Origin of the sequence: Pseudomonas sp. S10E 269, from assembly GCF_002798465.1 — a bacterium.
Classification (GTDB): Bacteria; Pseudomonadota; Gammaproteobacteria; order Pseudomonadales; family Pseudomonadaceae; genus Aquipseudomonas; species Aquipseudomonas pergaminensis.
Genome location: NZ_PHIJ01000001.1, coordinates 2253416 through 2267665, shown reverse-complemented (window position 1 = coordinate 2267665; position 14250 = coordinate 2253416). Strand labels below are relative to the sequence as shown.

The 14250-nt window shown below is 62.4% G+C and carries 14 protein-coding genes; 7 read left to right on the top strand and 7 right to left on the bottom strand.

Annotated features, from left to right (window positions below; all coding sequences use genetic code 11):
* Positions 1-2: 2 nt before the first annotated feature.
* The 3 genes from rsmB to def form a co-directional block, all read right to left on the bottom strand.
* Entirely contained in the window at positions 3-1313 is a 1311-nt protein-coding gene (gene rsmB / locus CWC48_RS10480) for a 16S rRNA (cytosine(967)-C(5))-methyltransferase RsmB (protein ID WP_100491829.1), read from the bottom strand.
* Positions 1310-2263 (bottom strand): methionyl-tRNA formyltransferase, encoded by a 954-nt coding sequence (gene fmt / locus CWC48_RS10475; RefSeq protein ID WP_100491828.1) that lies wholly within the window; start codon positions 2261-2263, stop codon positions 1310-1312. Before fmt ends, rsmB begins: the two co-directional genes overlap by 4 nt.
* A gap of 69 nt (positions 2264-2332) precedes the next feature.
* Complete coding sequence (gene def, locus CWC48_RS10470) at positions 2333-2839, bottom strand: peptide deformylase (RefSeq protein WP_029290229.1); 507 nt, start codon at positions 2837-2839, stop codon at positions 2333-2335.
* Positions 2840-2974: 135 nt separating this feature from the next.
* Here def and CWC48_RS10465 point away from each other — a divergent pair, with 135 nt between their 5' ends.
* The 3 genes from CWC48_RS10465 to CWC48_RS10455 all read left to right on the top strand — a co-directional run bounded on the left by CWC48_RS10465 (position 2975) and on the right by CWC48_RS10455 (position 5521).
* Positions 2975-3751, top strand: a complete 777-nt coding sequence (locus CWC48_RS10465) for a peptidoglycan-binding protein (protein WP_078046207.1) — start codon at positions 2975-2977, stop codon at positions 3749-3751.
* Positions 3752-3814: 63 nt separating this feature from the next.
* Positions 3815-4909 (top strand): DNA-processing protein DprA, encoded by a 1095-nt coding sequence (gene dprA / locus CWC48_RS10460; protein WP_078046208.1) that lies wholly within the window; start codon positions 3815-3817, stop codon positions 4907-4909.
* A gap of 54 nt (positions 4910-4963) precedes the next feature.
* Positions 4964-5521 (top strand): L-threonylcarbamoyladenylate synthase, encoded by a 558-nt coding sequence (locus tag CWC48_RS10455; RefSeq protein ID WP_078046209.1) that lies wholly within the window; start codon positions 4964-4966, stop codon positions 5519-5521.
* A gap of 131 nt (positions 5522-5652) precedes the next feature.
* Here the strand turns inward: CWC48_RS10455 and CWC48_RS10450 are convergent, their stop codons facing one another.
* Positions 5653-6630 (bottom strand): quinone oxidoreductase, encoded by a 978-nt coding sequence (locus tag CWC48_RS10450; protein ID WP_099493292.1) that lies wholly within the window; start codon positions 6628-6630, stop codon positions 5653-5655.
* A 159-nt stretch (positions 6631-6789) separates the two neighbouring features.
* Here CWC48_RS10450 and hemF point away from each other — a divergent pair, with 159 nt between their 5' ends.
* Positions 6790-7722: an oxygen-dependent coproporphyrinogen oxidase gene (gene hemF / locus CWC48_RS10445; protein ID WP_078046211.1), complete on the top strand. Its 933-nt coding sequence runs from the start codon at positions 6790-6792 to the stop codon at positions 7720-7722.
* Positions 7722-8540, top strand: coding sequence for a shikimate dehydrogenase (aroE, locus tag CWC48_RS10440; protein WP_078046212.1), 819 nt, complete (start codon positions 7722-7724; stop codon positions 8538-8540). The genes hemF and aroE overlap by 1 nt, the downstream gene beginning before the upstream one ends.
* Before the next feature lie 114 nt (positions 8541-8654).
* Here aroE and CWC48_RS10435 read toward each other — a convergent pair whose 3' ends face one another.
* The 3 genes from CWC48_RS10435 to betC all read right to left on the bottom strand — a co-directional run bounded on the left by CWC48_RS10435 (position 8655) and on the right by betC (position 12823).
* Complete coding sequence (locus CWC48_RS10435; protein WP_100492510.1) at positions 8655-10223, bottom strand: SulP family inorganic anion transporter; 1569 nt, start codon at positions 10221-10223, stop codon at positions 8655-8657.
* Between the two features lie 155 nt (positions 10224-10378).
* Positions 10379-11293: a choline ABC transporter substrate-binding protein gene (choX, locus tag CWC48_RS10430; protein WP_078046213.1), complete on the bottom strand. Its 915-nt coding sequence runs from the start codon at positions 11291-11293 to the stop codon at positions 10379-10381.
* 15 nt (positions 11294-11308) lie between these two features.
* Positions 11309-12823, bottom strand: a complete 1515-nt coding sequence (gene betC, locus CWC48_RS10425; RefSeq protein ID WP_100491827.1) for a choline-sulfatase — start codon at positions 12821-12823, stop codon at positions 11309-11311.
* Between the two features lie 103 nt (positions 12824-12926).
* Here betC and CWC48_RS10420 point away from each other — a divergent pair, with 103 nt between their 5' ends.
* Both CWC48_RS10420 and CWC48_RS10415 read left to right on the top strand, forming a co-directional pair.
* Entirely contained in the window at positions 12927-13877 is a 951-nt protein-coding gene (locus CWC48_RS10420; RefSeq protein WP_100491826.1) for a LysR family transcriptional regulator, read from the top strand.
* Positions 13878-13908: 31 nt separating this feature from the next.
* Positions 13909-14238: a DOPA 4,5-dioxygenase family protein gene (locus CWC48_RS10415; RefSeq protein WP_078046216.1), complete on the top strand. Its 330-nt coding sequence runs from the start codon at positions 13909-13911 to the stop codon at positions 14236-14238.
* Positions 14239-14250 lie beyond the last annotated feature (12 nt).

Here is a 14250-nt window from a genome sequence, read left to right as displayed (position 1 = left end):
ATTCAGCCGCGCGCGGCGGCGATCTTGATCAGTTTGGCGTAGTAGAAGCCATCGTGTCCGCCTTCTTGCGCGAGCAACTGGCGGCCATGGGGCTGCTTGATGCCGGCCGTGGTGGCAAGGTCCAGCTCCCGGGCGCCGCTGGTGCGGGCGAGGAAGGCTTCGATCACCTCGGTGTTTTCAGTCGGCAACGTGGAGCAGGTGGCGTAGAGCAGGATGCCGCCGATATCCAGGGTTGGCCACAGCGCGTCGAGCAATTCGCCTTGCAGCACGGCCAGCGCGGCGATGTCATCGGGTTGGCGGGTGAGCTTGATGTCCGGGTGGCGACGGATCACCCCAGTGGCGGAGCACGGCGCATCGAGCAGGATGCGCTGGAACGGTTTGCCGTCCCACCAGGTGGCGGTGTCGCGGCCGTCGGCGGCGATCAGTTCGGCGCTGAGGCCCAGGCGGGCGAGGTTTTCGCGCACGCGCACCAGGCGCTTGGCTTCCAGGTCGACAGCCACCACACCGGCGAGGTCTTGTTGCACCTCAAGGATGTGGCAGGTCTTGCCGCCTGGCGCGCAGCAGGCATCCAGCACGCGTTGGCCGGGCGCCAGGTCGAGCAGGTCGGCAGCCAGTTGCGCTGCTTCGTCCTGCACGCTGATCCAGCCTTCGGCAAAGCCCGGCAGGCTGCGCACATCGGTGGCCGCTTCGAGCACGATGCCGTCGACGCTGTACACGCACGGCGTGGCATTGATGCCGGCGGTGGTGAGCAATTGCAGGTAGGCGTCACGGCTGTGATGACGACGGTTGACCCGCAGGATCATCGGCGGGTGCGCATTGTTCGCCGCGCAAATGGCTTCCCACTGCTCAGGCCAGAACGCCTTCAGGGACTTTTGCAGCCAGCGCGGGTGGGCGGTGCGCACCACCGGGTCATGTTCCAATTCGGCCAGCAGCGCTTCGCTTTCGCGCTGGGCGCGGCGCAGCACGGCATTGAGCAGGGCTTTGGCCCAAGGTTTTTTCAGCTTGTCGGCGCAACCGACCGTTTCGCCGATCGCGGCGTGAGCGGGGACGCGGGTATAGAGCAACTGATACAGGCCCACCAGCAGCAGCGCCTCGACATCCGCATCGGCGGCCTTGAACGGTTTCTGCAGCAGCTTGGCCGCCAGCGCCGACAAGCGTGGCTGCCAGCGGGCCGTGCCAAAGGCCAGGTCCTGGGTGAAACCGCGATCGCGGTCTTCGACCTTGTCCAACTGGGTCGGCAATGAACTGTTCAGCGACGCCTTGCCGTTGAGGACGGCGGCGAGAGCCTTGGCGGCGGCCAGACGCGGGTTCATTGGGCGACCACCCCGAGGACGGTGCCCAGGGCAAATTTCTCACGACGGCTGTTGAACAAATCGCTGAAATTAAGCGCCTTGCCCCCGGGCAATTGCAGACGGGTCAGGCACAGCGCCTGATCGCCGCAAGCGACCAACAGGCCGTCCTTGCTGGCGCCGATGATTTCACCGGGCGCGCCCTTGCCTTCGGCCAGGGTTGCGGCCAGCACTTTCAAGGCTTCGCCATTTAGCGTGCTATGGCAGATCGGCCACGGGTTGAAGGCACGTACCAGGCGTTCCAGCTCCACGGCCGGGCGGCTCCAGTCGATGCGCGCTTCGTCTTTGTTCAGTTTGTGGGCGTAGGTCGCGAGGCTGTCGTCCTGTATTTCGCCTTCCAGCGTACCGGCTGCCAGGCCGGCAATGGCCTGGATCACGGCAGGCGGGCCCAGCTCGGCAAGGCGGTCGTGCAGGCTGCCGCCGGTGTCTGCGGCGGTGATCGGGGTGGTGACTTTCAGCAACATCGGGCCGGTGTCCAGGCCAGCCTCCATGCGCATCACGGTCACGCCGCTCTCGCTGTCGCCGGCTTCCACGGCCCGCTGGATCGGCGCCGCCCCGCGCCAGCGTGGCAGCAGCGACGCATGGCTGTTGATGCAACCCAGGCGCGGGATATCCAGCACCGCTTGCGGCAGGATCAAGCCGTAGGCAACGACCACCAACAGGTCTGGCTTGAGCGCCGCCAGTTCGGCCTGGGCCTCGGCATTGCGCAAGGTCGGCGGTTGCAGCACGGGAATGTCGTGCTCCAGCGCCAACTGCTTGACCGGGCTCGGCATCAGTTTTTGCCCGCGACCGGCCGGGCGATCCGGCTGGGTGTATACCGCGACGATGTCATAAGGGCTGGCAAGCAGCGCCTTGAGGTGTTCGGCGGCAAATTCGGGGGTACCGGCAAAAACAATGCGCAGTGGCTCGGTCATGGAAGTTCTCGGTTAAAAGCAGTCACAAAAGAAAAAGGCTTGCCGCAGCAAGCCTTTGGAAGAAGGGCATCAAGCTTGCTGGCGATGCTTTTTTTCCAGCTTCTTCTTGATCCGGTCGCGCTTGAGCGTGGACAGGTAGTCGACAAACAGCTTGCCATTGAGGTGGTCGCATTCGTGCTGGATGCACACCGCCAGCAGGCCTTCGGCAATCAGCTCGAACGGCTTGCCGTCGCGGTCCAGGGCCTTGATCTTGACGCGCAGCGGGCGTTCGACGTTCTCGTAGAACTCCGGCACCGACAGGCAGCCTTCCTGGTATTCACCCATCTCGTCGGTCAGCGGTTCGAACTCTGGGTTGATGTACACCATCGGTTCGCTGCGATCTTCCGACAGGTCCATGACCACGACGCGCAGATGCACGTTGACCTGGGTAGCGGCGAGGCCGATGCCCGGGGCTTCATACATTGTTTCAAACATGTCATCGACCAACTGACGAACCTTGTCGTCCACTACGGCCACCGGTTTGGCGATCGTGCGCAGGCGCGAGTCGGGAAATTCGAGGATGTTCAAAATAGCCATAAGCGTAATTGCTGCACATGTGAGGTAGAGGCAAATCGGCGTTGGGATGGACCCAGACAGCCGGTGTGAAACGTCCCTAAGCCGCGAAGGCCCTGGCATTTCACGCGAACGCACATAATAAAGGAGATTCACCCCATGAGGAAATCGCTACTCGTCTTGCTGCTGTGGGCCCCGCTTGCCATGGCCCTGCTGCCCCAGCCCGTCCAGCGTCTGGATCAACCGACGCAACAGGCCATACAGCGCTTTTTACTGCATAACCGCATTCTTGATTCGCCCCAGGATCTGGACAACGCCCCTTACATTATCGCCGCCGATGCAGGGCGTGTGCTGGGGGCTAACGGTGAGCGGGTGTATGCCCGAGGCAACCTGGAACCTTCCCAACCCCATTACGGAATATTCCGACGCGGCAAGGTCTATACCGACCCTCAGACCCAGGAGCTGCTGGGCATCAATGCCGACGACATCGGCACGGCGCAATTTGTCGTGGCCGGCGACCTGACGACCCTGGCCGTACAGCGGGTCACTCAAGAGGTGCGACCCGGCGACCGCCTGTTACGCGCGGAGTCTCCCGTCGACCCGGCGACTTTTTCGCGCAAGCCAAGCGCGGCTTTCGTGAAAGGGCAAATCATCGATATCCCCAAAGGCGTCACCCAGATCGGCGTGCTCGATGCCGTCACGCTCAACAAAGGTCGCCGCGATGGCCTGGCCGAAGGCCAACTGCTCAGCGTGATCAAGACAGGCGCCACCGTCCGCGACACCCTCACTGGTGCCCCGGTGGCACTTCCCGATGAGCACGCCGGCACCCTGCTGGTGTTTCGCACCTACGAAAAGCTCAGTTACGGCCTGGTGCTCAGTGCCTCACGACCCTTGGTGGTGATGGACCGTTTCGAGACTGCTCATCAAACACAATAAATAGCCTGCTAAATAAGTTACCAACAGAGTTATCCACAGCTTGTTCTGGTCAAGGACGATCCAATGAATCCGATAAACAGTCATGAAATATCCCCGTCAGAATTGGAAGCCCGACTACGCTTGCACAGGCTGCCGGAACTGGGTCCGAAACGTTTTCACCTACTGATCGAAGCGTTCGGCTCTGCGTCGAAGGCGATCAGCGCCCCCGCCAGTGCCTGGCGTTCACTGGGCTTGCCTGCCACCAGTGCCGATGCACGGCGCAGTCATGAAATCCGCGACGGTGCCAGTGCGGCATTGGCCTGGCTGGCGCGTCCGGGCCAGCATTTGCTGATGTGGGACCAGCCGGAGTACCCCGCGTTGCTCGCCCAGATCGATGACGCGCCACCGCTGTTATTCGTTGCAGGGGACCCTCTGATCCTGGAAAAACCGCAACTGGCGATGGTGGGCAGCCGTCGTGCATCCCGTCCTGGCATGGACACGGCGGCTGCGTTTTCCCGCAGTTTGGCGAGCGCGGGTTTTGTCATCACCAGCGGCCTGGCCTTGGGCATTGACGGCGCCGCCCATCAAGCGGCATTGGACGTGGGCGGCCAGACAATCGGCGTGCTCGGCACCGGGCTTGAAAATTTTTATCCACAGCGCCACAAACGGTTGGCAGCGGCGATGATTGACCAGGGCAGCGCCGTGGTTTCCGAGTTTCCCCTGGACGCTCCGCCCCAGGCCGGCAACTTCCCCAGGCGTAACCGCATCATAAGTGGCCTGTCCCTGGGCGTGCTGGTGGTGGAAGCCAGCATGGCCAGCGGTTCGCTGATCACCGCGAAACTGGCGGCCGAGCAAGGACGGGAGGTGTATGCCATTCCGGGTTCCATCCACCATCCCGGTGCCAAGGGCTGTCATCAGTTGATCCGCGACGGTGCGGTGTTGGTGGAAACCATCGAGCACATTCTTGAAGGGTTGCGCGGCTGGCAGGCCCTGTCCCGCCCGACGCCGATCCCTGTCGTGCATCCGCTCGTGGCGCTGCTGCACGCGGCGCCCCACACCAGTGAGGCGCTGTCGATTGCCAGTGGGCGGCCGTTGTCCCAGGTGTTGGCGACCCTGACCGAGCTTGAGCTCGAAGGCCAGGTCATCTGCGAAAGCGGACGCTGGCTTGCGCGCTGCTAGGTTTTGTAACGAAGATCGGTAAACTGCGCAGAGCTTTAGTCTGGAGAGTGAACAATGGTCAACCGGTGGCGTGTGCTGGAAACCGCACGAGAAATTCGCGCAGGCGCAGTGATTGCCTATCCAACCGAAGCGGTTTGGGGCTTGGGCTGCGACCCGTGGAACGAAGAAGCAGTGGACCGTTTGCTCGCCATCAAGAACCGTTCGGTGGACAAGGGCCTGATCCTGGTGGCGGACAACATCCGCCAGTTCGACTTCCTGTTTGAAGACTTCCCGCAGGATTGGATCGACCGCATGGCCAGCACCTGGCCGGGGCCGAATACTTGGCTGGTACCGCACCAGGATTTGCTGCCGGAATGGGTAACGGGTGTGCACGACACCGTGGCGCTGCGCGTGACGGACCATCCACTGGTGCGCGACTTGTGCTCGCTGGTGGGGCCGTTGATTTCCACCTCGGCCAACCCGCAGGGCCGCCCGGCGGCACGCACGCGGATTCGCGTGGAGCAATACTTCCGTGGCCAGGTGGACCTGGTGTTGGGTGGCGCCCTGGGTGGGCGCAAGAACCCGAGCCTGATTCGCGATCTGGCGACGGGTGAGGTGGTGCGGCCTGCTTGAGACCGAGGTGTGGCCATCGCGGGCAAGCCCGGCTCCCACACCTGATCCGCGTCTTTCATGACAACACGGTCAAATGTGGGAGCCGGGCTTGCCCGCGATGAGGCCCTTACGGACTCCAGATATCGGTTGCCTTACGGCAACAGAATGGTCGACCCCGTCGTGCGCCGCCCCGACAACTCCGTCTGCGCCTTCGCCGCTTCCGCCAGCGGGTAGCGCTGGTTGATATCAATGCGCACCTTGCCGCTCTTGATCATCGAGAACAGGTCATCGGCCATCGCCTGCAGGTTCTGCGGGTTGTTGGCATAGGTCGCCAAGGTCGGCCGGGTGACGTACAGCGAGCCCTTGGCCGACAGGATCCCCAGGTTCACCCCATCCACCGCGCCCGACGCATTGCCGAAGCTCACCACCAGCCCACGGGGCGCCACGCTGTCCAGCGACGTCAGCCAGGTGTCCTTGCCGACACCGTCATACACCACTGGGACTTTTTTGCCGTCGGTCAATTCCAGCACGCGCTGTGCGACGTCTTCCTTGCTGTAGTCGATGGTTTCCCAGGCGCCGAGGGATTTGGCCAGCGCGGCTTTTTCCGGCGAACTCACGGTACCGATCAGCTTGACGCCCAGGGCCTTGGCCCATTGGCAGGCCAGGGAGCCCACGCCACCTGCGGCGGCATGGAACAGGATGGTTTCGCCGCCTTTGAGTTCATAGGTCTGGCGCAACAGGTATTGCACGGTCAGGCCCTTGAGCATGGCGCCGGCGGCTTGTTCGAAGCTGATGTCGTCGGGCAGGTGCACCAGGTTGGCGGCGGGCAACACATGCAATTGGCTGTAGGCGCCCAGCGGGCCGCTGCCGTAGGCCACGCGGTCGCCGACCTTGAATTGGGTGACTTCGCTACCGACAGCGTCGACTACGCCAGCGCCCTCTGCGCCCAATCCCGATGGCAACGCGGGTGGCGCATACAGGCCGCTGCGGAAATAGGTGTCGATGAAGTTGAGGCCGATCGCCTCGTTGCGCACGCGAACCTGCTGCGGGCCCGGCTCGGCCGGCGTGTAGTCCACATACTCAAGTACATCGGGGCCGCCATGGGCGCTGAACTGGATACGTTTTGCCATCTGCCTTCTCCTTGGGTCGAATTCGCGTAGCCCCCTATCCCACTCCTAAGCTTGATCTTCGTCAACTGCGGCGCAATGGGGTGCAGTGGTATCCTGTGCGCCCATTTGCCGCCGACGCCCAATGGCCTCGCGTAGCTTTGCCCGATTCAAGGTGATGCCATGACTACCCGCACCGAGGCTGTAAAGGCCTACCTGCTTGACCTGCAAGACCGTATTTGCAGCGCCCTGGAAACCTTCGAGACGGACACTCGCTTTATCGAAGACGCCTGGACCCGGCCTGCCGGTGGCGGTGGTCGCACCCGTGTGATCGAAAACGGCTCGGTGATCGAAAAAGGCGGCGTTAACTTTTCCCACGTGTTTGGCAGCGGCCTCCCACCGTCCGCCAGCGCGCATCGGCCTGAACTGGCCGGCCGTGGTTTTGAGGCCCTGGGCGTGTCGCTGGTGATCCACCCACACAATCCTCATGTGCCGACTTCCCACGCCAATGTGCGTTTTTTCATCGCCGAAAAAGAAGGCGAAGAGGCGGTGTGGTGGTTCGGCGGCGGTTTCGACCTCACGCCTTACTACGGCAACGAAGAAGACTGCATCCACTGGCACCGCGTGGCCGAGCAGGCCTGTGCGCCGTTCGGACCGGACGTGTATTCGCGCTACAAGGCCTGGTGCGACACCTACTTCCACATCAAGCACCGCAACGAACCGCGCGGTATCGGCGGTCTGTTCTTCGATGACTTGAACGAGTGGGACTTTGACACCTGCTTCGCCTTCATTCGCGCCATCGGCGACGCGTACATCGACGCTTACCTGCCGATTGTGCAGCGCCGCAAGGCCATCGCCTACACCGAGCAACAGCGCGAATTCCAGGAATTCCGCCGTGGCCGCTACGTAGAATTCAACTTGGTCTATGACCGTGGCACCCTCTTCGGCCTGCAGTCGGGCGGGCGCACCGAGTCGATCCTGATGTCGCTGCCGCCGCAAGTGCGCTGGAGCTATGACTGGAAGGCCCAGGCCGGCAGCGAAGAGGCACGCCTCACCGACTACTTCCTGCAAGACCGCGACTGGCTGGGCGTTGCCACGCCCAAGGCGGCTGTCTGATGGACCGTTATGTCGTCTTCGGCAATCCCATCGGCCACAGTAAGTCACCACTGATCCACCGGATGTTCGCCGAGCAGACGGGCGAGCAACTGGACTACAGCACCTTGCTCGCGCCCTTGGAGGATTTCACCGGCTGCGCCCGTGAGTTTTTTCTACAGGGCCGAGGCGCCAATGTCACAGTGCCGTTCAAGGAAGACGCTTACCGCCTGGCCAACAGCCTCACCGAGCGCGCCCAACGCGCGGGTGCGGTGAACACCCTGAGCAAGCTGGCCGATGGCAGCCTGCTGGGCGACAACACCGACGGCGCCGGCCTGGTGCGCGACCTCACGGTCAATGCCGGGCTGACCCTGCAAGGCAAGCGCATCTTGTTGCTGGGCGCGGGTGGCGCGGTACGTGGCGCGCTGGAGCCGCTGCTGGCCGAGCAGCCGGCCTCGCTGATCATCGCCAACCGCACCGTGGAAAAGGCGGAATTGCTCGCCGAGTTGTTCGACGATCTGGGCCCGGTGTCTGCCAGTGGTTTCGACTGGCTGCGTGAGCCGGTGGACGTGATCATCAACGCCACCTCCGCCAGCCTGTCAGGCGATGTACCGCCGATTGCCGGCAGCCTGATCGAACCAGGCAAGACGTTTTGCTACGACATGATGTACGCCAAGGAGCCGACCGCGTTCTGCCGCTGGGCCAACGAACAAGGCGCAGCCGTGGCGATGGATGGCCTGGGCATGCTGGTTGAGCAAGCGGCGGAAGCGTTCTTCCTGTGGCGCGGCGTGCGCCCGGATTCGGCGCCAGTGTTGGCTGAGCTGCGCCGCCAGTTGATCTGACACTGATCCGAATGTGGGAGGGGGCTTGCCCCCGATGAGGGAGTGTCAGTTGATACATCCATGGCTGACACACCGCTATCGGGGGCAAGCCCCCTCCCACATTGTTGATCGTTTTCAGTCTTGGAACTGGATGGGGCAGTTGTCGGCCCCTTCCAGTTTCCTCAACTCTTCCATCACCTGCGGCCGCGCCCGGCGCAACGTCAAGCTGCGCCCCAACCCCCGCAAGCGCCGCGCCTCCTGGTGCAGCATCTCCACCCCGGAATAGTCGATAAAGTTGATCTGCTGGGCCTCGATCACCACCCGTTCACCCTGCAGGCTCTGCAGGCGCACTTGCAGGTAATGGCTGGCGCCGAAGAAGATCGAGCCGCCCACCCGGAGCACATCCTCATCCCCGTCGCGCCATTGCTGTACCCGTGGTTGCGAGGTGCGCTTGAGGTAGAAAAACAGCGACGCCAGTACCCCGGCATAAATCGCCGTCTGCAGCTCCAGCAGCAAAGTGGCGACGCAGGTAAGGCCCATCACCACAAACTCGGCGCGACTCACACGGAACAACGCTCGAATGCCGCGATGGTCCACCAGGCCCCAGCAAATCAACAGGATGCTTGCGGCCATGCTCGGTATCGGGATGTGCGCAATCAACGCTGCACCGAATAATGCGAACAACGCCACCCACAGAGCGGAAAACACGCCAGCCAACGGCGAGCAGGCGCCTGCTTCGTAGCTGAGGCCGGAGCGAGTAAAGGAACCGGCTGACAGGTAGCCGGAGAAAAATCCGCCCACGATATTGGATAAACCCTGCGCGCGAACCTCTTGGTTGGCATCGAGCAATTGTTGCGAACGGGCCGACAGCGAGCGGGCAATCGACAGGCTGGTCACCAGCCCGAGCATGCCCACCGCCACGGCGCTGGGCAGCAGGCGCAAGATCATGTCCAGGTCCATCGGCAACGGGCTGAACGGCGGCAGCTTGCCAATAAACGAACTGACCAGCGCCACATGCCCGAATATCGCCGGCCACAGCCACGCCACCAAGCTGCCCAGTGCCAGGGCGATCAACAACGTCGGCCAGCGCGGCAGCAGGTATTTGAGCAGCGCGCCCAGCAGTAAAGTGCCCAACCCCAGGGCAAGGGACGCACGGTCCCATTCGCCACTGTGGTGGATCAGTGCCAGCAGGCTATTGATTGCCGTGGCCTGGCTCGGTAGGTCCAGCCCCAACAGGTTGGGCAACTGTCCCAGGGCGATCACCACCGCGGCGCCCAGGGTGAAACCGAGCACCACCGAGTGAGAGACAAAATTCACCAGCGCGCCAAAGCGCAGCATGCCCAGCAGCCACTGGAAGATGCCGGCGAGGAAGGTGAGCAGCAGGATCAGCGTGATGTAGTCCTGGGACCCCGGCACAGCCAGGGGACTGACGCTGGCGTAAAGCACAATGGAAATGGCCGCCGTGGGCCCGCAGATCAAGTGCCAGGAGGAGCCCCAGAGGCAGGCGATCAACACCGGGATGATCGCGGCGTAAAGGCCGTATTCGGGGGGGAGGCCGGCGATCAGCGCGTAGGCAATCGACTGTGGCAGGGCGAGCACGGCGCCACTGAGGCCAACCAGTGCGTCCCGACCGACGCTGGCGCGGGTCTGGCGCGGCAGCCAGGCGAGAAAGGGGAAAAGTGATTGGCGGTTGGGCCGGGGCATGAAAGGCTCGGATTGAAAGGTTTGCATCAGGTTATCAGCACACACCGGTCCCTGTGGGAGCTGGCTTGCCTGCGATGCAGGCGACTCGGTCTGTCAGTAAGACCGAGGTGATCCTATCGCAGGCAAGCCAGCTCCCACACAAGCCCGTTTGAGGCTCAGAGTTTGGCTTTTACAGCGGCCAGCGCATCCTTGCCATCCACGGTCTTCACGCCATCCAGCCACTTATCCAATACCGCCGGGTTGGCCTTGATCCACGCCTTCGCCGCTTCGGCATTGCTGACCTTGTTGTTGGCCACCTCGGCCATGATGCTGTTCTCCATCTCCTGGGTAAAACTCAGGTTGGTCAGCAGCTTTCCTACGTTCGGGCAGGCTTGTGCATAGCCCTTGCGGGTCAAGGTATACACGCTGCCGGTGTCACCAAAGTATTTCTCTCCGCCTTTGAGGTAGTGCATTTTCAACTGCACGTTCATCGGGTGCGGGGTCCAGCCGAGGAAGGTGACGAACTTTTGCTTCTTCACCGCCCGCGACACTTCGGCGAGCATCGCTTGTTCGCTGGACTCGATCAGCTTCCATTGGCCAAGGTCGAAGTCGTTCTTCTTGATGATCTCCTGCAGCGAGATGTTCGCCGGCGCGCCGGAGCCGATGCCGTAGATCTTCTTGTCGAACTTGTCGGCAAATTTGTTCAGGTCGGCAAAGTCATGCACCCCGGCGTCCCACACATAGTCGGGCACGGCGAGGGTGAACTCAGTGCCGTCGAGGTTCTTCGCCAGTTGCACCACATCGCCATTGGCCACGAACTTGTCGTAGAAGCCCTGCTGCGCCGGCATCCAGTTGCCGAGGAACACGTCTACCTGACCGTCCTTGAGCCCGCCAAACGTAATCGGCACCGCCAGGGTGTCGACCTTGGCCTTGTAGCCCATGCCGCTCAACAGGAAACCGGTGATGGCATTGGTGGCGGCGATATCGCTCCAGCCGGGATCGGCCATCTTTACCGTTTCACAACTGGCGTCTGCGTAAACATTGGCGCTTCCCAGCGCCAGGAGCCCCAGCATCACAGTTAACTTTTGCATGGCCTTCCCTCAGTGTTATTGGTTTTGGCAGGGTTGTGGATAACGTGCCTTGCGCTCCAGGTCGTCGAGGTCGATATGGTTGCGCATGTATTGCTGACTGGCGTCCACCAGTGGCTGGTGATCCCAGCTCTTCAGCTTGCCCTGGGTCAGTGCGTCAAACACCAGACGGCGGCGGCGTTGGCTGGCGAGCACCTGTTGGTGGATCGCCGGGATGTCCCATTTGGCCCGCGCCTCGTCCAGGAAGGCTGCAAACAGTGCCTGATGCTGCGGCGACTGGCTGAGGTCTTCCTGCTCCCGAGGGTCGTTGTGTACATCGAACAGTAGACAAGGGTCGTCTTCGCTGTAGATGAATTTGTAGGCGCCACGGCGAATCATCATCAGCGGGCCGGTGGTGCCTTCAGCCATGTATTCGCCGAACACTTCGTCGTGCCCGCCCTGCCCTTGCAAGTGCGGAACCAGCGAGCGGCCGTCCAGCGGCAGGCGCGGGTCCAACTCGCCGCCGGCCAGTTCAACCAGGGTCGGCAACAAGTCGGCGGTGGACACGGCTTTGCTGACGCGGCCCGCCGCGAATTGCCCTGGCGCACTGATCAGCAGCGGTACGCGGGCGGCCATTTCAAACCAGTGCATTTTGTACCAGAGGCCCCGCTCGCCGAGCATGTCGCCGTGGTCGCCGGAGAAGATGATGAGGGTGTCATCGGCCAGGCCGGTATCTTCCAGGGTCTGCAGCAGCTTGCCGACATTACTGTCGATGTAGCTGCACGCGCCGAAATAGGCACGGCGTGCGTCGCGGATCTTATCCACAGGCAGCGGCTTGTCCCACAGGTCATAGACCTTGAGCAGGCGCCGGGAGTGGGGGTCGAGATCGCCTTGCGCAGGGGTCGTCGGCAAAGGGATGTCGGCGTCGTCGTACAGGTCCCAGAACGGCTTGGGAATGGTGTACGGGTCATGGGGGTGGGTCATCGACACGGTCAGGCAAAACGGCTGGTCGCCGTCTTCACGGATATGGTCGAACAGGTATTGCTGGGCCTTGAACACCACCTCTTCGTCGAAATCCAGCTGGTTGGTGCGCACGCATGGCCCGGCTTGCAGCACCGACGACATGTTGTGGTACCAGGAGGGGCGCATGTCCGGCTCGTCCCAGTTCACCGCCCAGCCATAGTCGGCGGGGTAGATGTCACTGGTCAGGCGCTCTTCGTAACCGTGCAGTTGATCGGGGCCGCAGAAGTGCATCTTGCCCGACAGTGCGGTGCGGTAGCCGAGGCGACGCAGGTAGTGGGCGTAGGTTGGCACATCGGCGGGGAAATCGGCGGCGTTGTCGTAGGCGCCAATCTTGCTCGGCAATTGCCCGCTCACCAGGGTGAAGCGCGACGGTGCGCACAGCGGGCTGTTGCAATAGGCGGCATCGAACACAACGCCTTGCGCGGCAAGGCGGCTCAGGTTGGGCAGCTTGATCGGCGAAGGACCGTAGAACGGAAGCAGGGGTGCGGCCATTTGGTCGGCCATGATGAAAAGAATGTTCTTGCGCTTCATGATCTATCGGCATTCCATAGGCGGTGTTTATGCGAATGAGAATGCAGCCCATGGAAAATGGGGTAAAGCCCATGAAAAGCAATGTCTAGGATAAGCACAGCTTATGTATGAAGCCCTCGGTGACCTGTCCCTCGACCTGCTGCGCGCCTTTGAAGCGGCAGCCCGTCATCGCAGCTTTACCGCCGCCGCGATGGAGCTGGGCACCACCCAGCCTGCGATCAGCCAGCAGATCAAGCGCTTGGAAGAGCAACTGGCGATCCGTCTGTTTGATCGCATCTACCGTGGCATCGAACTCACCGACGCTGGCGCCCTGCTGTTCGAGCATGTGCAGGGCGGTTTGCAGGCCATCAACGCGGGCCTCAGCGCGATCACCCAGCAAGATCAGCACGAAGTGCTGCAAGTGGCCACCGACTTCGCCTTCGCTGCCTATTGGCTGATGCCGCGCCTGCATCGCTTTCACGCGGCGAACCCCCAGGTGGATGTGAGCCTGGTCACCAGCGAACGCAACCACGCGACCTTGCGCAGCGACATCGACGTAGCGGTGCTGTTTGGCGACGGTCGTTTCAAGCAAGGTGACAGCCTGTGGCTATTCAACGAGGAAGTGTTCCCGGTGTGCAGCCCGCAATGGCTCCAGGCACAGGCCAGCCCACTGTCTGTACAAAATTTGCACGATTTTCCCTTGTTGCACCTGCGTCAGGAAAACAACAGCCAGTGGTTCGACTGGAGCGGCGTATTCCGTGAGCTGGGCATCGCCAGCGCGCCAACGCCCGGCCAACTGCGTTTCGACAACTACACCCTACTCATTCAGGCGGCGATTGCCGGCCAGGGCGTGGCTATCGGCTGGCGGCACCTTGTGGATAACCTGCTGGAACAGGGCTGGTTATGCCGGCCGGTCAGCGACACGGTGATCTCGCGCTTTGGCTATTACGTGGTGCAACCCCAGCGCAAACGTCGGGGGCAATTGGTCGAGCGTTTCGTTGACTGGCTGGTGGCCGAGCAAGCCAGCAGCGCGCAGTCCTTGACCGGGCTGGCCCTGCCGTCCATTGCGGTCTAGCATCTGGCGCATATTGGATCCGGAGTCCGCTATGCAACGTATCAAGGGCTACCACGCCCATATCTACTTCGACGCACACACGATCGACCAGGCGCGCACCTTGTGCGAAGACGCCGCCAAACTCTTCCCACTGCGCATGGGCCGTGTGCATGAACGCCCGGTGGGCCCGCACCCAGACTGGAGCTGCCAGCTGGCGTTCGAGCCGGAATACATCGGCGTTGTGCTGCCGTGGCTGGTGATCCATCGCAATGGGCTGGTGGTGTTCCTGCACCCCGATACGGGCGATGACCTGAAGGATCACACCGACTATGCGGTCTGGATGGGTGCGATGCGGGAGCTGGACTTGTCAGCCTTTTCCTAAACTATATCCCTA